Origin of the sequence: Pseudomonas guariconensis, from assembly GCF_040822035.1 — a bacterium.
Classification (GTDB): Bacteria; Pseudomonadota; Gammaproteobacteria; order Pseudomonadales; family Pseudomonadaceae; genus Aquipseudomonas; species Aquipseudomonas guariconensis.
This window is the reverse complement of sequence record NZ_CP162012.1, coordinates 4,452,795-4,469,514: the sequence shown is the minus strand read 5'-3', so window position 1 is coordinate 4,469,514 and position 16,720 is coordinate 4,452,795. Positions and strand designations below refer to the sequence as shown.

The 16,720-nt window shown below is 63.5% G+C and carries 17 protein-coding genes and 1 pseudogene; 11 read left to right on the top strand and 7 right to left on the bottom strand.

Translation table 11 applies throughout. The features are described from left to right. Window positions 1-229: 229 nt before the first annotated feature. Window positions 230-700: a phosphate-starvation-inducible protein PsiE gene (locus tag AB1N67_RS20675; RefSeq protein WP_043207367.1), complete on the top strand. Its 471-nt coding sequence runs from the start codon at window positions 230-232 to the stop codon at window positions 698-700. A gap of 643 nt (window positions 701-1,343) precedes the next feature. Here AB1N67_RS20675 and AB1N67_RS20670 read toward each other — a convergent pair. Then, window positions 1,344-1,511 (bottom strand): DUF4225 domain-containing protein, encoded by a 168-nt coding sequence (locus tag AB1N67_RS20670; RefSeq protein ID WP_367863879.1) that lies wholly within the window; start codon window positions 1,509-1,511, stop codon window positions 1,344-1,346. Between the two features lie 247 nt (window positions 1,512-1,758). Between AB1N67_RS20670 and AB1N67_RS20665 the strand changes: the two are divergent. Then, window positions 1,759-1,881: pseudogene (locus AB1N67_RS20665) on the top strand (phosphate-starvation-inducible protein PsiE); the annotation flags it as partial. A 3-nt stretch (window positions 1,882-1,884) separates the two neighbouring features. Here AB1N67_RS20665 and AB1N67_RS20660 read toward each other — a convergent pair. The 3 genes from AB1N67_RS20660 to AB1N67_RS20650 all read right to left on the bottom strand — a co-directional run bounded on the left by AB1N67_RS20660 (window position 1,885) and on the right by AB1N67_RS20650 (window position 3,746). After that, complete coding sequence (locus AB1N67_RS20660) at window positions 1,885-2,187, bottom strand: DUF3509 domain-containing protein (protein WP_367863344.1); 303 nt, start codon at window positions 2,185-2,187, stop codon at window positions 1,885-1,887. 126 nt (window positions 2,188-2,313) lie between these two features. Then, window positions 2,314-2,661 (bottom strand): HPF/RaiA family ribosome-associated protein, encoded by a 348-nt coding sequence (locus AB1N67_RS20655; RefSeq protein ID WP_043207371.1) that lies wholly within the window; start codon window positions 2,659-2,661, stop codon window positions 2,314-2,316. 209 nt (window positions 2,662-2,870) lie between these two features. Beyond that, complete coding sequence (locus AB1N67_RS20650; RefSeq protein ID WP_090346829.1) at window positions 2,871-3,746, bottom strand: helix-turn-helix domain-containing protein; 876 nt, start codon at window positions 3,744-3,746, stop codon at window positions 2,871-2,873. A gap of 245 nt (window positions 3,747-3,991) precedes the next feature. On the opposite strand from AB1N67_RS20650, the gene AB1N67_RS20645 reads away from it, so the two are divergent. From AB1N67_RS20645 to AB1N67_RS20630, 4 genes are all read left to right on the top strand, one after another. Further along, the gene (locus AB1N67_RS20645; RefSeq protein WP_043207378.1) at window positions 3,992-4,894 is read left to right on the top strand and encodes a DMT family transporter; all 903 of its coding nucleotides are present in this window, start codon (window positions 3,992-3,994) and stop codon (window positions 4,892-4,894) included. 106 nt (window positions 4,895-5,000) lie between these two features. Beyond that, window positions 5,001-6,503 carry a glucosyltransferase domain-containing protein gene (locus AB1N67_RS20640; protein WP_317847962.1) on the top strand — a complete coding sequence of 501 codons (1,503 nt, stop codon included), beginning with the start codon at window positions 5,001-5,003 and terminating at the stop codon, window positions 6,501-6,503. Then, window positions 6,500-6,868: a GtrA family protein gene (locus tag AB1N67_RS20635; RefSeq protein ID WP_306106463.1), complete on the top strand. Its 369-nt coding sequence runs from the start codon at window positions 6,500-6,502 to the stop codon at window positions 6,866-6,868. Before AB1N67_RS20640 ends, AB1N67_RS20635 begins: the two co-directional genes overlap by 4 nt. Continuing rightward, window positions 6,865-7,803 (top strand): glycosyltransferase family 2 protein, encoded by a 939-nt coding sequence (locus AB1N67_RS20630; protein WP_043207384.1) that lies wholly within the window; start codon window positions 6,865-6,867, stop codon window positions 7,801-7,803. Before AB1N67_RS20635 ends, AB1N67_RS20630 begins: the two co-directional genes overlap by 4 nt. A gap of 53 nt (window positions 7,804-7,856) precedes the next feature. Here AB1N67_RS20630 and AB1N67_RS20625 read toward each other — a convergent pair whose 3' ends face one another. Beyond that, entirely contained in the window at window positions 7,857-8,831 is a 975-nt protein-coding gene (locus AB1N67_RS20625) for a D-glycerate dehydrogenase (RefSeq protein WP_043207386.1), read from the bottom strand. Between the two features lie 110 nt (window positions 8,832-8,941). Further along, window positions 8,942-9,883 (bottom strand): LysR family transcriptional regulator, encoded by a 942-nt coding sequence (locus AB1N67_RS20620; RefSeq protein WP_043207389.1) that lies wholly within the window; start codon window positions 9,881-9,883, stop codon window positions 8,942-8,944. A 180-nt stretch (window positions 9,884-10,063) separates the two neighbouring features. On the opposite strand from AB1N67_RS20620, the gene AB1N67_RS20615 reads away from it, so the two are divergent. The 4 genes from AB1N67_RS20615 to AB1N67_RS20600 are packed head-to-tail and all read left to right on the top strand — an operon-like array spanning window position 10,064 to window position 14,825. Next, window positions 10,064-11,590 (top strand): efflux transporter outer membrane subunit, encoded by a 1,527-nt coding sequence (locus tag AB1N67_RS20615; protein ID WP_367863343.1) that lies wholly within the window; start codon window positions 10,064-10,066, stop codon window positions 11,588-11,590. Further along, on the top strand, window positions 11,587-13,764 hold the full coding sequence (locus tag AB1N67_RS20610) for an FUSC family protein (protein ID WP_043207393.1): 2,178 nt from the start codon (window positions 11,587-11,589) through the stop codon (window positions 13,762-13,764). Before AB1N67_RS20615 ends, AB1N67_RS20610 begins: the two co-directional genes overlap by 4 nt. After that, complete coding sequence (locus AB1N67_RS20605) at window positions 13,754-13,954, top strand: DUF1656 domain-containing protein (RefSeq protein WP_043207396.1); 201 nt, start codon at window positions 13,754-13,756, stop codon at window positions 13,952-13,954. Before AB1N67_RS20610 ends, AB1N67_RS20605 begins: the two co-directional genes overlap by 11 nt. A gap of 10 nt (window positions 13,955-13,964) precedes the next feature. Next, a complete protein-coding gene (locus AB1N67_RS20600) occupies window positions 13,965-14,825 on the top strand; it encodes an HlyD family secretion protein (RefSeq protein WP_102081614.1) in 861 nt (286 codons plus the stop codon). Between the two features lie 80 nt (window positions 14,826-14,905). Here the strand turns inward: AB1N67_RS20600 and AB1N67_RS20595 are convergent, their stop codons facing one another. Further along, window positions 14,906-15,355, bottom strand: coding sequence for a universal stress protein (locus tag AB1N67_RS20595; RefSeq protein WP_102081615.1), 450 nt, complete (start codon window positions 15,353-15,355; stop codon window positions 14,906-14,908). A 179-nt stretch (window positions 15,356-15,534) separates the two neighbouring features. Here AB1N67_RS20595 and AB1N67_RS20590 point away from each other — a divergent pair, with 179 nt between their 5' ends. Then, the gene (locus AB1N67_RS20590; protein WP_043207404.1) at window positions 15,535-16,443 is read left to right on the top strand and encodes a LysR family transcriptional regulator; all 909 of its coding nucleotides are present in this window, start codon (window positions 15,535-15,537) and stop codon (window positions 16,441-16,443) included. Window positions 16,444-16,720: the final 277 nt, after the last annotated feature.

The window sequence follows — 16,720 nt, the reverse complement described above, 5'->3', positions numbered from 1 at the left end:
TGTGCCTTTTGCTGTTGGGGTTATGGGTTAACTGTATTTATATACAGTACTCGCTCCAGCCACCGTGATGCAACTCAAGTGATGGCCTTTTCCCTTCAGAGCCTAGCCCACAGGTGTCTTGCGGCAATTGGTCGCCTTCCAAGGCAAAGGCCTGGCCTTTTTACTGCATGCACAAGCGTCACAGAGGTGACGCATCATCCTTCAGCTCGTATCGGGGAAAACGAACATCGTGAACATCAAATGGGCAGAAAAACTACGCAAGGGCCTGCATGGCTCGGCGGACTCGCTGGGCAACCTGTGCGTCGAGGCGTTCCACTACCTGGCGTTGTTCGGCATCGGCGCCATCACTGCCTATGCGGCGGTGGTGACCTTCCTGGACATGCTGGGCAAAGGTGGGGTCAGCGTCGATGACATCCTGCTGCTGTTCATCTACTTGGAGCTGGGGGCGATGGTCGGTATCTATTTCAAGACCAACCACATGCCGATCCGCTTCCTGCTGTATGTGGCGATCACCGCGCTGACCCGTCTGCTGATCGGCGATGTCTCGCACCACAAAGCGCCAGACGTCGGGCTGCTGTATCTGTGCGGCGGCATCCTGCTGCTGGCGTTTTCGATTCTTGTGGTGCGCTACGCCTCGTACCGCTATCCGTCCACCAAGGTGCTCGATGCCAATGGCAAAGAGGTCGAGGACGGCAAGTAGGGGTCAGTTGGCCAGGCCTGGGCCATGCTGTTGTTGCTCGGTTGCGAACCCGGCGCTGAACGGGTTGAAGAGTAGCCGTGTCCCCAGGGATATGAAGTGTATTTGCGCAAAGGCCAGACTAGGCGAAACGGGGTCAGAAAGCGAAGTGCGCTGGAGTGCATGAGCATTCCGAGCCCCGTTTAAACGTAGTATGGGCGAGTGCGGATACATTCCGTACAGAGTCTAGGTGTTCAAGATGTGCAGCTGGTGAACATTGAGTTCACTGTCGTGACAAGTATCGTCTTGGACTGTCTTTGCTCGGCAGACAAAATATTTGAACCAGGGCGCTTATGAACGCGATCCAGCGGATTATATAGTCACCTCCCAAAAAATCTCGGGAGGGTAGATAGAATAAAACATAGCCATAACGGGCTACGCTGAGTTGGGTCGCTCCCCAGAGTATAAGTGGTGCAAGAAAAATTAAAAATACTCTAGGGGTAAGACGTGCTCCGGAAATTATTTTTGATGTCGAGTGGAAGGCCAAGAAGGCTATCAAGGAGATCAGTAGGTATAAGGCCTCCATCAGTAACGGGTTACTGGTCACCGCTTTGACTCTCCATATATAAGGCGTTGAGGGTGGCGGTGTCGGAGATGGCTTCAAATGCTAATGCCGCTTTGCTTGATTTCTCATATCCTCGAACATAATCGCTGCGTACATCCTAAATAAACGCCATGCATCTGGTTTCAATATCAGCTTACTAAGGCTGTAGGCCGAAAGAGCCAAGTCGACGGAACCATAAGCCATATTTCCTTCCAAGGCGCCTGCTCCCACTCTTTTTGCAGCCTGTTGGTAAGCCTTCCTCACTGAGCACAATCTGAGCGACCGGCCGATAAATTGCCTCTATTTCATACATATTATTGGACATTCTGCCGTGCCCCAGCGATACGAAACTTCTGGCATAGACTGAGAAATAGTCATCGGTTTTTTTATTGCACGCAGGCGTACCGGCTCTCCGGGATCTAGTAATCGCCTGATGCTAGATAGCGTATTGGGGTGCGTTGCGCGGAAGCCGCATCTGTACCTGTGCGGCGGCATCCTGCTGCTGGCGTTTTCGATTCTTGTGGTGCGCTACGCCTCGTACCGCTATCCGTCCACCAAGGTGCTCGATGCCGATGGCAAAGAGGTCGAGGACGGCAAGTAGGGGTCAGTTGGCCAGGCCGGCGGCGGGGAAGCGGCGTGGTGTCTGGTGGGGGGCTTGGGTGAGGGCGGCCATGACCTCCAGCGGGTTCTGGCCCAGTTCGATGGCCAGCCCCAGGCGGATGCTGTCGATCACCCGCTGCAGACGCTGCGGGTCATTGCGCTGGGCGGCGGTGATCAGGCGTTTGGCGACCACACCGCTGTCGTCGGAGAGGGTGAGCATGATGCTGCCGTCCAGGCGTTCGATGCTTAGGTTGACCCGGTACTCGGGGGCGAAGGCGTCGCTGATCTGGTCGAATGGATTGTGCATGGTCGGGCTGTCTGCAATGAATGACTGCAGAGGTTGACCGACTGAGCGCGCGGTTGGTTCAGGGCCATTGATCGGTGGACATGAAAACGCCCGGCAATGCCGGGCGTTCTTTGTCGATCGCGGGGTTCAGGCTTCAGGGTCGCTCATCTGAAGTACCCCACGTTTGCTGCGCAACTTGCCGTAGAAGTGATCCAGCGCGTTGTTCAGCTTGCTGGCGGCGCCATCCACAGCCTGGTCCAGGGACGTGGCGGTGTGGGTCACGGAAATCGGTTGATGGCCTTTCGGGCGAGCCTCCATCTGGCAGCGTTTGTCATGTGGGCCGGGCTTGGCGCCGTTCTCGTCACGCAGGTGGACCTCGATGCGGGTGAGGTCGTCCTCGTAGCGTTCGAGCGTGCTTTCAAGCGTGCTGCGAACCCACTCGTTGAGCCGGATGTTGCCTTCGATGTGATTGCTGCTGTTGACCTGGATTTGCATGATTCAATCCTTATTCAGCTTGCTCGCAAGAGACGCGCCTAGGCCTTTGAGGCCCTTGGAATTTCTTCGCCTCTTGACCCTAAAGTCAGCCAACGGCGAAACGAAATCAAGCCCCTTTAGAAAATAAATTTTCTGTTGCAAATCGGCCTTGGCAAACCGCCGAAACATGCTTCTGGTGCTGATGCGCCCGGCGAACGTGCGCTCGTCGCTCAGCCGGAGAAGGCCGCCCGGTAGTCCCCGGGCGTCGCGCCCAGGGCCTGGCGGAAGCGGTTGCTGAAGTGGCTGGCGCTGGCGAATCCACATAGCAGGGCCACCTGGCCCAGCGGCAACTGGCCCAGGCGCAACAGCTGGCAGGCGCGGTTGAGGCGGCGGGCCAGCAGGTACTGGTGCGGCGGCAGGCCGAAGCTTGTACGGAACATGCGGGCGAAGTGGTATTCGGACAGGTTGCAGCGCACGGCCAGCTCGCCCAGGGTGATGGGTTGGTCCAGGTGCGCTTCGATGTACTCCACCAACTGCCGGCGCTGGTGCGGTGCCAGGCCGCCCTTCAGGCGCAGGCCCTGGCGCAGACCTGCCTGGCTGAGCACGGCGTGGTCGACAATTTCGTGGGCCAGGCTACTGGCCAAGAGACGCTCGCCGGGTTCGTCCCAGTCCAGGGTCACCAGTTGGCGGAAGCGTCGGGCCTGTTGCGGATCATCGAGGAAGGTCGCCTCTTGCAGCTGCATTTCCCGCGGTTCGCGGTCGAGCAGGTGCAGGCAACCCAGGGCGAACTGGGCCTCGCTGATGTAGAGGTGGGCCAGGCGGATGTGCCCATTGACCACCCAGTTGGACTCGTGACCTGCGGGCATGATGCACAGTTTGTCCGGCGCGCCCTTGTCGGCCGGGCGCTGACGTCGGAAGGTGCCGGTGCCGTCGGCGATGTAGCACGACAGGGTATGGTGGCTCGGTGCCTGGTAGTCGCGGGCATCGTCGCGATTGCTCCACACTGCTGCAGCAAGGCCGTCGCCCAGGTGCGCGCTCAGCTCCAGGCGGGCATTGGGGGAGGCGTGCATGGCGTTGAAAACTTGCAATTGGGTCAGTGGGGTCATCGGCGATTCCTCGTGTTGCCATCCTACTGCGTGGCGTTCGGGCTGACAGCCCCGGGGATGGCAAATGCGCAAGTTTGTGCAAGCGCAGGCATCGGCGGCGGGTGGAGACTGGAGATCACGACGAGGGCTGGGCCCTCGATCACAGGCTTCGCCTGCAGGTGCCACTGAGCCTTGTGGGCGCTGGCGAAGCCTGCGATGGGCTGCAACGCAGCCCCAGCTCTTGTGACCGCCACGGAAGTCCTGCCATGAACCTCTCGCTCTATCTGCTCACTGTCCTGATCTGGGGCACCACCTGGATCGCCCTGAAACTGCAGCTGGGCGTGGTCGCCATCCCGGTGTCGATCGTCTATCGCTTCGCCCTGGCCGGGTTGATCCTGTTCGCCATCCTCTTGCTCACCCGGCGCCTGCAACCGATGAACCGCCGCGCCCACCTGGTGTGCCTGGCCCAGGGTTTTTGCCTGTTCTGCGTCAACTTCATGTGTTTTCTCACCGCCAGCCAGTGGATTGCCAGTGGGCTGATCGCCGTGGTGTTCTCTACCGCCACCCTATGGAACGCACTCAACGCGCGGATCTTCTTTGGCCAGCGTATCGCCGCCAATGTGTTGGGTGGTGGTGCCTTGGGGCTGGTGGGCCTGGGCCTGCTGTTCTGGCCGGAGCTGTTCAGCCACACCGCCAGCCGCGAGACCTTGTACGGCCTGGGCCTCGCCTTGCTGGGCACCTTGTGTTTCTCGGCGGGCAACATGCTTTCCAGCGTGCAGCAGAAGGCAGGGCTCAAGCCCATGACCACCAACGCCTGGGGTATGGTGTATGGGGCGATGATGCTGGCACTGTACTGCCTGCTCAGCGGCATTCCCTTCGACATGGAATGGAACACCCGCTACATCGGTTCGCTGCTGTACCTGGTGATCCCGGGGTCGGTCATCGGTTTCACCGCCTACCTGACCTTGGTCGGACGCATGGGGCCGGAGCGGGCGGCCTACTGCACGGTGCTGTTCCCGCTGGTGGCGTTGAATGTCTCGGCCGTCGCCGAGGGCTACCAGTGGACGGCGCCAGCGCTGCTGGGGCTGGTGGCGGTGATGGCGGGCAACGTGCTGGTGTTTCGCAAGCCAAAGGCCAAGGTGATGGGGCGTGCGGTCGGCGTGAGGTAGGCGACGGCCCTCTGGTGCGGTTCTTTCATGGGGAAGCCCGCGAATACCGCGCGTCAGATTCGCCGGTGTCTACACTAGGCCAGACCTTTTATCGTTGGATCCGGCCATGTCGACACTGTCAGCCTGGGACCGACACCTGTCGTACCGCCAGGTGCAGTTGCTGTGCCTGCTCGCCCTCGGCCTGCATCTGATCCCGCTGTTGCTGGCTGACTACCCGTACATGGACGACAGCTGGCGCGGGCATCTGGCCGGCAATGCCTGGGCAGTCGAGGGGCGGGTGATGAACGACCTGTTCTACGGCGCGCTTGGCTTCGGCGATGGGGCGCCGAACCTGTTCCCCTTGCCGCTGTTGCTGGCAGGCACGGCGGCCGCCCTGGCCCTGGCCCGCCTTGTGCGTCACTATTTCGTCGCTCCCACCGCCAGCGCGGTACTGGTGGTGCTGCCGCTGTGGTATCAACCGTTCTTCCTGCAAAACCTCTCTTACCAGTACGACGGACCGACCATGGCACTGGCGCTGGCCGCCTGTGTGCTGGCCATCACCCTGGAGCCTGGCAGCTGGCGACAGATACTCTGCGGCGCACTGCTGGTGGCGGTGGCGCTGGCTTTCTACCAGATCAGCCTGAACGTGTTCGCCGGGCTGTGCGGTGTGGAGGTCATGCGCCAGGTAATGCTGGGCAAGCGGTGCGGCCAGGTCTGGCGCCATGCGCTAGGGCGCCTGGGCCAGGCGCTGGGCGGTTGTGCGCTGTATGGGCTGACGGCCTATCAACTGATGACGCCCTTGCGCCAGGGCTTGCTGCCTGTCGAGGGGCCTTGGCCGTTCATCACTGTGGCACGGCTGGAGGTGATCGGCGAGCGAGTGGGGTTGTTGTTCACGCCGGGCACCACGTGGTGCTGCCTGGTGTTGATCGCGCTCGCGATCGTCGCGCTGGCCCGGCAGCTCTGGCGTGTGCTGGACGGGCAGGGCAGCGTCGGCGCCCGGGTCGGCTTATGCCTGGCGTTGCTGGTGCCGATACCGGTGATTCTGCTGCTAATCCCCGGCATCACGTTGGTGTTCGCCGATTTCAACGATGGCGCGCGCACCTTGATGGGCCTGGGCGTGCTCATGCTGCTGGTGCTGCTGCTCGCCCATGAGGCGCTCAGTGAAATCCACCCGCGCCTGGGCTGGCTGCTGGTGATACCGCTGTTGTGCATGCTGTCGTTCGCCTTCGCCTACGGCCGCGTGCTGATCGTGCAGAAGACGCTGCACCAGGCCGTCACCTTCGCCCTGGCCCACGACATCAGCGCCCAGCCCTCGCTGGCCAGCGCCCGACGCTACTACGTGCTGGGCATCGACTCTGGCGGCCAGTGGTTGCCGGCCGCCAGTGGCTCGTTCAAGGCCATGCCGGCGCTGCGTTATGTGCTCAACATCAACTACCTGCTGCTCCCGGAAATGATGCCGCGTGTAGGCCTGAGCAACTTCGGCTCGCATCCGCCGCTGGACCGTCGACAGGTGCTGGCGCGTAGCCCGCAACCTGTAGTGCGGGGCAAGTTCTATGACATCCATGGGGTGGGCGATACCGTCTACGTGCTGATGAAAAAGCCCCGCGACCCCGAGCGCTACCGTTGGTGAACCTTCGGCGCTTCGCCCGCTATGGCGTGGTCGGCCTGGTCAACACAGGCGTGCACTGGCTCGTGTTCTTCGTGCTGCACCTGGTCCTTGGGCGCAGCCAGGCGCTGAGCAATGTATTGGCCTTTGCCGGGGCGGCGAGCCTGTCCTACCAGCTCAACGCCCGCTACACCTTCTTCGCCCGGCCAGGCGGCAAGCGCTACCTGTTGTTCCTGGCGGGTATGGGAGGGCTGAGCCTGGCCATGGGGGCGGTGTCCGACTGGGCGCGCCTGTCGCCCTGGTTGACCCTCGTGGCGTTCTCCACGGTCAGCCTGGTGGTGGGCTATAGCTATTCGCGCACTGTAGTGTTCAGACGGAGGGCGCCATGAACATTTCCCTGATCGTGCCGGTGTACAACGAGCAGGACACCCTGGAGCGCTTCTACCGCGCCGTGCGGCGCGAGCCGTCGTTGCAGGGCATGACAGTGGAGATTCTGTTCATCAACGATGGCAGCACCGATGGCACCGAGGCCATCTGCGCAGACCTGGCTATGCGCGATGAATGGGTCACGGTGATCAATTTCTCGCGCAACTTCGGCAAGGAGTCGGCGCTGTTCGCCGGGCTGGAGTACGCCGAGGGCGATGCCATGGTGCCGATCGATGTCGATCTGCAGGACCCCATCGAGCTGGTCGCGCAGATGGTCGAACGCTGGCAGCAGGGCGCCGACGTGGTCCTGGCCAAGCGCCGCGACCGGGCTGCCGATACGCCGTTCAAGCGCTGGAGCGCGCGGCTCTATTACCGCCTGCACAACCGCATCGCCTCGACCCACATCGAGGAGAACGTCGGTGATTTTCGTCTGCTCGACCGCAAGGTGGTCGCCGCGATCCGCCAGTTGCCGGAGCAGCAGTTGTTCATGAAAGGGGTATTGTCGTGGGTGGGGTTTCGCACCGAAATCATCGAGTACGACCGGCCGCCGCGGGTCGCGGGCAACAGCAAGTTCAGCGTCTGGCGACTGTGGAACCTGGCGCTAGACGGCATCACCTCGTTCAGCACCGTGCCCTTGCGGCTATGGACTTACGTAGGCGGTGGGGTGTCGCTGTTCGCGTTTGCCTTTGCGGTGTACATGGTGGTCGACAAATTGCTGTGGGGGACCGATGTGCCGGGATATCCATCGTTGATGACGGCCATTTTGTTCCTGGGCGGGGTGCAGCTGATCGGCATCGGCATCCTGGGGGAGTACATCGGGCGGATCTACCAGGAAACCAAGCACCGGCCGCGCTATGTGGTGCGCAAGGTCGTCGGCAGGCGGCGCAAGATCAGGTAGTGCGGCGCTGAGGCCTTCGTGGGTTCACCCGCGAAGGCCTCCTGAAACACGACTCAGCCCTTCCAGACCTGCGGGTTGACCAGGTCCCGAGGTCGCTCGCCCAACAGCGCCGCGCGCAGGTTGTCGATCGCCCGATTGGCCATGGCTTCGCGGGTTTCAGCGGTGGCGGAACCCACGTGTGGCAGGGTCAGGGCATTGGGCAGCGTGAACAGCGGCGAGTCGGCCAGCGGCTCTTTCTCGTACACGTCCAGCCCGGCACCGCGAATCGTGCCGCTCTGCAGCGCCTCGACCAGCGCCGCCTCGTCCACCACCGGCCCGCGGGAGACGTTGACCAAAAAGGCGCTGGGCTTCATCAGTTTGAGCTCGCGGGCACCGATCAACTTGCGCGTGGCCTCCGACAACGGCACCACCAGGCACACGAAGTCGGCTTCGGCCAGCAGTTGCTCCAGGCTGCGGTATTGGGCTCCAAGCTCCTGTTCCAGCGCGGGCTTGCGGTTGTTGCCGCTGTACAGCACCTGCATGTTGAAACCGAAGCGGCCGCGCCGGGCGATGGCGGCGCCGATGTTGCCCAGACCGACGATGCCAAGGGTCTTGCCATGCACGTCGCTGCCGAAATGGGCTGGGCCGACGGTGGCTTGCCAGTGGCCAGCCTTGGTCCAGGCGTCGAGCTCGGCGACCCGGCGCGCACAGCCCATGACCAGGGCGAAGGCCAGGTCGGCGGTGCTTTCGGTGAGCACGTCGGGGGTGTTGGTCAGGGCGATGCCGCGCTCGTTGAAATAGTCCAGGTCGTAGTTGTCGTAGCCGACCGAGACGCTGGACACCACCTCCAGCTTGCCTGCGCCCTCGAGCTGCGCCCGGCCGAGCTTGCGACCGACGCCGATCAGGCCATGGGCCTGGGGCAGGGCTTCGTTGAACTGGGCGGCGATGTCACCGTGCTTGGGGTTGGGCACGATCACGTTGAAGTCTTGCTGCAGGCGTTCGGCCATGGCCGGGGTGATGCGGCTGAAGGCCAGGACGGTCTTTTTCATCGGGCTACTTCTCATGGCAAAAAATTGAAAGCTACAAGCTTCACGCTTCGAGCGGCAAGAAAAGCCGGGCGGCGTGGGCCTGGTTTTTTCTTGCGGCTTGAAACTTGCGGTTAGCGACCGCTCTCGTGGATCTTCAGGTCCGCCTCGTGGGCGGCGAGGATTTCCGGCAGCGAGTTGCGCAGGTATTCGACCCAGGTCTTGATCTTGGCATCCAGGTACTGGCGCGAGGGGTAGATTGCGTAGAGGTTCAGCTCCTGCAGACGGTAGTCGGGCATGATCCGCACGATGCTGCCGTCGCGCAGGCCGTCGATGGCCGAATAGATCGGCAGCACGCCCACGCCCATGCCGCTGCGGATCGCCGTCTTCATGGCGTCGGCCGAATTGACCTGGAACGGCGAGCTGGTGATGTTGACCACCTCCTGGCCTTCCGGACCGTCGAACAGCCACTTCTCCAGCGGGATCACCGGGCTGACCATGCGCAGGCACGAATGCTTGAGCAGGTCGGATGGTTTGTGCGCGGTGCCGTGCTTGGCCACGTACTCGGGCGAGGCGCAGACGATGCTGTAGGTGATGCCCAGACGCTGGGAGACGAAGCCGGAATCCGGCAGCTCGCTGGCCAGCACGATGGACACGTCATAGCCCTCGTCGAGCAGGTCCGGTACGCGGTTGGCCATGGTCAGGTCGAAGGTCACGTCCGGGTGCGACTCACGGTAGCGGGCGATGGCATCGACCACGAAGTGCTGGCCGACGCCGGTCATCGAATGCACCTTCAACTGCCCGGCCGGGCGGGCGTGGGCATCGCTGGCTTCGGCCTCGGCTTCTTCGACGAAGGTGAGAATCTGTTCGCAGCGCATCAGGTAACGCTTGCCCGCCTCGGTCAGAGCGATGCGTCGGGTGGTGCGGTTGAGCAGCCGAGTTTGCAGATGGGCTTCCAGGTTGGAGACCGCCCGCGAGACGTTCGCGGTGGTCGTATCCAGTTGCGCCGCGGCGGCAGTGAAGCTACCGAGTTGGGCTACGCAACTGAAAGCACGCATGTTTTGCAGGGTGTCCATGGGTCACTCTCAAGGTAGAGGACAAAATTGTGACATGAAGTAACCAAAACGGTCTTCAGACTAAAGCCGGATTATCACTGTTTTGGTAACAAAGATTCGCAGGAATATGCGCTTATCGCCAGTGCGACCGCCCCCTAGAATTGCCCGGCCTCTTCATCTCATCCTCGGGAAATCGCAGCTGTGCCGCGTCGCATCATCAGAGCGCTGAATGCGCTCAGTGCCTGTGCCCTTAGCCTCACCTTGAGCGGCTGTATCGGAACCTGGGGCATCGCCCCGCAAAGCAAGACGCTGCAAGCCAACACCCTGACCACCGACGACGCGATCCGCGAAGCTGCCACCGACGCCCATTGGCCGGCGCAACAGTGGTGGCGTGCCTATGGCGACCCGCAGTTGGACCGCTGGGTCGAGCTGGCCCAGAGCGGCAGCCCGACCCTGGCCATGGCTGCGGCGCGGGTGCGCCAAGCCAAGTCCATGGCCGGTGTGATCGAGTCGGCGGAAAAGCTCCAGGCCAACGGCCAGGCCACCCTCAAGCGCCACAACTGGCCGGAAGATCAGTTCTATGGCCCTGGTGCGCTGTCCGGGGCCAACACCTGGGACAACAACGCCGCCATCGGTTTGAGCTACGCCCTGGATCTCTGGGGCCGTGAGCGCAATGCCAGCGAGCAGGCCGTGGACCAGGCGCACATGAGCGTTGCCGAAGCCCGCCAGGCCCAGCTGGAGCTACAGAACAACGTGGTGCGCGCCTACATCCAGCTGAGTCTGCACTTCGCCCAGCGCGATATCGTCCAGGCCGAGCTGAAGCAGCAGGAGCAGATCCTCGCCCTGGCCAAGCGGCGTCTGGACAGCGGCCTAGGCACGCACTTCGAGGTCAGCCAGGCCGAGGCCCCTTTGCCTGAAACCCATCGTCAGCTCGACAGCCTCAACGAAGAGATCGCCTTGACTCGCAACCAGTTGGCCGCCTTGGCTGGCAAGGGGCCGGGGGAGGGCGCGCAGATCCAACGCCCCACCCTGAGCCTTGGCGCACCGCTGAAGCTGCCGTCGAACCTGCCCGCCGAACTGGTCGGCCAGCGCCCCGATGTGGTCGCCAGCCGCTGGCAGGTGGCGGCCCAGGCTCGTGGCATCGATGTGGCTCACGCGGGCTTCTTCCCCAACGTCGACCTGGTCGGCAGCCTGGGCTTCATGGCCACCGGCGGTGGCCCGCTGGAGTTTCTCACCGGGCGCAAGTTCAACTACAACGTGGGCCCGGCCATCAGCCTGCCGATCTTCGACGGCGGTCGCCTGCGCTCGCAACTGGGCGTGGCATCGGCGGGCTATGACATGGCGGTGGCGCGCTACAACGAAACCGTGGTCGGTGCGCTGAAGAACATCTCCGACCAGCTGATCCGCCGCGAGTCGATGAAAGAGCAGTCGCACTTCGCCGCACAGAGCGTGGCTGCCGCGCAGAAGACCTATGACATAGCCATGGTCGCCTTCCAGCGCGGGCTGACCGATTACCTGAATGTGCTCAACGCCCAGACCCTGCTGTTCCGTCAGCAGCAGATCCAACAGCAGGTCCAGGCCGCGCGCCTGAGCGCCCATGCCGAGCTGGTCACCGCCCTCGGTGGTGGGCTGCAGGCCGGCCAGGACGTACCGGACGAGCAACGCCAGGTGGCGCCGAAAACGCCTGCGACCCTGGCCATTTTCGACACGCCGAGCCACGCCGAATGAGCACATCGAGCCTGCCCCTGCGCTGGCTGCAGAGCCTGGAATGGCGCCGGGGCTTCTTTGCCTGGGCGCGCACCGACGGGGTGACCTGGGTCTACATCTTCAAGGTCCTGGCAGCCGCCTTCATCACCTTGTGGCTGGCCATGCGTCTGGAGCTGCCGCAACCGCGCACGGCGATGATTACCGTGTTCATCGTCATGCAGCCACAGAGCGGGCATGTGTTCGCCAAAAGCTTCTACCGGGTGCTCGGCACCCTGGCGGGCTCGGCGATGATGGTCGCGCTGGTCGCGCTCTTTCCGCAGAACACCGAGCTGTTCCTGCCCAGCCTTGCGTTGTGGGTCGGCCTATGTTCGGCCGGCGCCATGCGCTACCGCACCTTCCAGGCCTATGGTTTCGTGCTGGCCGGGTATACCGCGGCGATGATCGGCCTGCCGGTGTTGCAGCACCCCGACCAAGCGTTCATGGCGGCGGTGTGGCGGGTGCTGGAAATCTCCCTGGGGATCCTGGTGTCGACCTTGGTCAGCGCGGCGATCCTGCCCCAGTCGGCCAGCGCCGCCATGCGCAACGCCCTGTACCAACGCTTTGGCGTGTTCGCCGGGGTGGTGGTCGAGGCCCTGCGTGGCGACAGCCAGCCGGACCGCTACGAAAGCAGCAACGTGCGTTTCATCGCCGAGGCCGTGGGCCTGGAGAGTCTGCGCAACGTCACCGCCTTCGAAGACCCGCACATGCGCAGGCGCTCGGGCCGGCTGGTACGCATGAACAGCGAGTTCATGGCCATCACCACCCGCTTCAACGCCCTGCACAGTCTGCTGGAGCGCCTGCGCGCCCGTGGGCCGTTGCAGATCGTCGGGGCCATCGAGCCGGGCCTGGCGACCCTTGCCGAATTGCTCGACCCCTATGTGGGCCGCGCCCTGACCGACGCCGATGCGCTGCGCCTGACCCTGGAGCTGGCGGCCTACAAGGAAGGGCTGCAAGCCCAGGTGCGCGGCCTGCGCGCCGACTACCTCGAGACCGAGCCCAGCGAGTCGGACCTGCTCGACTTCCACACCGCCTTCGAGCTGCTTTACCGCTTCGTCGACGAGATGTACAGCTACGCCCAGACCCACGCCTCGCTCGCCGCCCACAGGCACGAGCGCGAACAGTGGGACGAGCCCTACGTGGCCCAGACCAACTGGCTGGTGTCGCTGGCTGCCGGCGTGCGTGCCTCGGCGGTGCTGTTGCTGCTGGGCAGCTACTGGCTACTCAGCGACTGGCCAAGCGGCGCCATGATGACGCTGATCGCGACAGTCACCGTGGGGCTGTCGGCTGCCTCGCCGAACCCCAAACGCATGTCGTTCCAGATGGCGTGCGGCACGATGATCGGCGCCTTCGTCGGCTTCTTCGAGACCTTCTTCGTCTTCCCCTGGATCGATGGCTTCCCATTGCTGTGCATGGTGCTGGCGCCGGTGTTCGTGCTCGGGGCGTTTCTGTCCTCGCGCCCGGCCTATGCTGGCTACGGGATCGGCCTGCTGGTGTTCTTCGCCATCGGCTCGGTGCCGAACAACCTGACGGTGTACGACCCCTACGTGTTCATCAACGATTACATCGGCATGGTCATCGGCATGCTGGTCTGCGCCGCCGCCGGGGCGATCATCCTGCCGCCCAACAGCCGTTGGCTGTGGAGCCGCCTGGAGCAGGACCTGCGTGAGCAAGTGCTATTCGCCATCACCGGTCGCCTGCGCGGATTGGGCTCGGCGTTCGAGAGCCGTACCCGCGACCTGCTGCACCAGGCCTACGGTTTGGCTGCCGGCCGGCCGCAGGTGCAGAGCGAGCTGATGCGCTGGATGTTCACTGTCCTGGAAATCGGCCACGCGATCATCGAGCTGCGCAAGGAACAGGTGCGCGCCCCGATCCACCCGGCCTATGCCGAAAGCCAGCCCTGGCGCCAGGCCATCCGCGTGATGGGCCGGGCCTTGGCGCGGCTGTTCCTGCAGCCCAACGCCAGCAACCACGAACGCGCCCTGGTGGCGGTTGACCATGCCATCAGCCGCGTGCAGGCCACCGACGAACCCTTCGCCCGGCACTTCGACACCTCGGTGTTGCGTCGGGTGCAGAGCTACCTGCATTTCATTCGTACGTCCCTGCTCGACCCCAAGTCGCCCCTGGCTCCGGCCAAAGGATTGCACCATGCCTCGTGAAATCGCCTTCCATGGCGTGTACATGCCCACCATGACCTTGATGTTCCTGTTCGCCGCAGGCCTGGCCTGGGGCCTGGACCGCTTCATCGCAAGCCATGACGGCTACCGCTTCTTCTGGCACCCGGCGCTGCTGCGCCTGTGCCTGTTCATCTGCCTCTTCGGCGCCATGGCGCTGTCTGTCTACTGGTGAGAATCCTTCGATGAAAAAATTCTTCAGCCTGATCGCCACCCTGCTGGTGCTGGCGGGCGCCGTGGTGATCGGTCGCCAGTTGTGGCTGCACTACATGACCACCCCCTGGACCCGTGACGGCCGGGTGCGCGCCGACATCATCAACGTCGCTGCTGACGTGCCGGGCTACGTGGTGGACGTGCCAGTCAAGGACAACCAACGCGTGAAGAAGGGAGACCTGCTGATCCAGATCGACCCCGAGCACTACCAGCTGGCGGTGGACCAAGCCAAGGCCCTGGTCGCCTCGCGCAAGGCCACGTGGGAGATGCGCAAGGTCAACGCCAAGCGCCGCGCCGACCTGGACAACCTGGTGATCTCCAAGGAAAACCGCGACGACGCCAGCAACATCGCAAGCGCCGCGCTGGCCGACTACCAGCAGGCCCAGGCCCAACTGGCGGCCGCCGAACTCAACCTCAAGCGTACGCGGATCATTGCCACGGTCGATGGCTACGTCACCAACCTCAACATCCACAAGGGCGACTACGCCCGCACCGGCGAGGCGGTGATGGCGGTGGTGGATGAGAACTCGTTCTGGGTGTATGGCTTCTTCGAGGAGACCAAGCTGCCCCACGTGAAGGTGGGCGACCAGGCCGAACTGCAGATGATGAGCGGCGAGCGCATCAAGGGGCATGTGGAGAGTATCGCCCGCGGCATCTACGACCGCGACAACCCGCAGAGCCGCGAGCTGATCGCCGACGTGAACCCGACCTTCAACTGGGTGCGTCTGGCCCAGCGGGTGCCGGTGCGCATTCATATCGATCAAGTGCCGAAAGGCTTTTTGCTGGCGGCGGGGACCACCTGCACGGTGGTGGTCAAGCCGAGCGAGGGCTGATCCGAATTCGGCATTGAGGCTCCTGACGCATTCGCGGGTTCACCCGCGAATGCGTTGGTGGCAGCGCCGAGCCTGTTGGCTTATCCCGCCGCCCCGACCAACACCGGAACCTGCACCCGGTCGATCACTTTCGCGCTGATCGATGGATCCAGCAGCCGCCCGAGCCGCGACAGATGGCGGTGGCCCATGATGATCAGTTCGCATTCCAGCGCTCTGGCCTTGCCGACGATGGCCTCGACGGGCTCTGCGGCGACCATGCAGCCATGGCTGCTGAAACCGGCCTTGCGCAACGCACGTACCGCCGTGGCCACGGCCTGGTCTGCCAGGTGCTGTTCTTCGCAGGCGGCCGGATACTCCTGCTGTTCCTCTTCGGTGTAGGCCATCGGGTGATCGTGCACGGCGAAGGTCGTGTCGATGGCCAGCAGCACGTGCAGTTCGTGCTCGCCGGGCCGGCAGTAACGCTGGGCGAGGTCGAGCAGGGCGCTGGTGGCAGGGGAGGCGTCGATGGCGATCAGGACCGGGCGGGGCATGGAGGTTCCTTCGGTTCGGTGGTGGCCTTGTTGCGGGTTCACCCGCGAAGCTGTGCGCACCATTCTTGATCGTCCATCGCGTTGGATAAATGGCCCACCACGCACGGGGACATTGCGCCAGACGCAATCATCCGGCCTGATAAGATGTCCTTTCCCACAGCTGTCACGGAAAACGGCCCATGCAATTGCCCGACATGAACCTGCTCGTCGCCCTCGATGCCCTGCTCGACGAGGGCAGTGTGGTCGGCGCGGCGCAGCGCATGAACCTCAGCCCCGCCGCGATGAGCCGCACCCTGGGGCGGATCCGCGATGCCCTGGGCGACCCGATCCTGGTGCGCGCTGGCCGTGGCCTGGTGCCCACGCCCCGAGCCCTGGCCCTGCGCGAGCAGGTCTCGGCCTTGGTCGAGCAGGCCGGGCAGGTGTTTCGCAGTGGCGATGAGGTGGATCTGCCGAACCTGGAGCGGGCCTTCAACATCCGCACCAACGACCTGTTCATCGCCCTGTACGGCGCCCAGTTGTTGCGCATGATGCACGAGCAGGCGCCGCGCACGGTGCTCAGGTTCGTGCCCGAGAGCCCGGGTGGCGATGACGATAGCGTGCTGCGCGACGGGCGCACCGATTTGATCATCAGCTCGACCGTGGAGTTGGGTCCGGAGATCAAGGTGCAGAGCCTGTTTCACACCGAATACATTGGCCTGGCGCGCCGCGACCACCCGATCTTCGACGCCCAGATCACCCCGCAGCGCTTTGCCGCCTACCCGCAGATCAGCGTGTCGCGACGCGGCCGGGCTAACGGGCCGATCGATGTGGAACTTGCCAACTTCAAGGCTCAGCGGCGCGTGGCGCTGATCACCCCGAGCTTTCATTCGGCGATGTTCTCGCTGCCGGATTCCGACCTGATCCTGCCGATGCCGGCCAACATCCTCAACAGCGTGAACAAGCTGGGCCTGCCGCTGCGCTCGTTCCAGATCCCGCTGCCGCTGGAGCAGGTGACCGTCATGCAGGCCTGGCACCCGCGCTTTCAGAACGACCCGGCCCATCGTTGGTTGCGCCAGACGCTCAAGGCCTGTTGCAGCGTCGATCCCTGACGGGGCCATTCGCGGATAAATCGGAGCGACGATCACCGCAGATTCATTAGGCGCGGGTTCAGCCGTGACCACGGGCGCAGCCCGTGCCATGCGCCGCGTCGTCTGATTTCGCGAGTAAGCCCGCTCACACAGGGGATATGTGGGCGCGGCGACTCCCCCACTAACAATTGTGTCGATTGCGTCTGGTGCAACATAAAACTGCCAATAAGTCAGTTTTCGTCAGCATTCGACCTTCTTAGACTTCCCTCCTGCCTTGAATTTGTTGCTGGAGATGTCT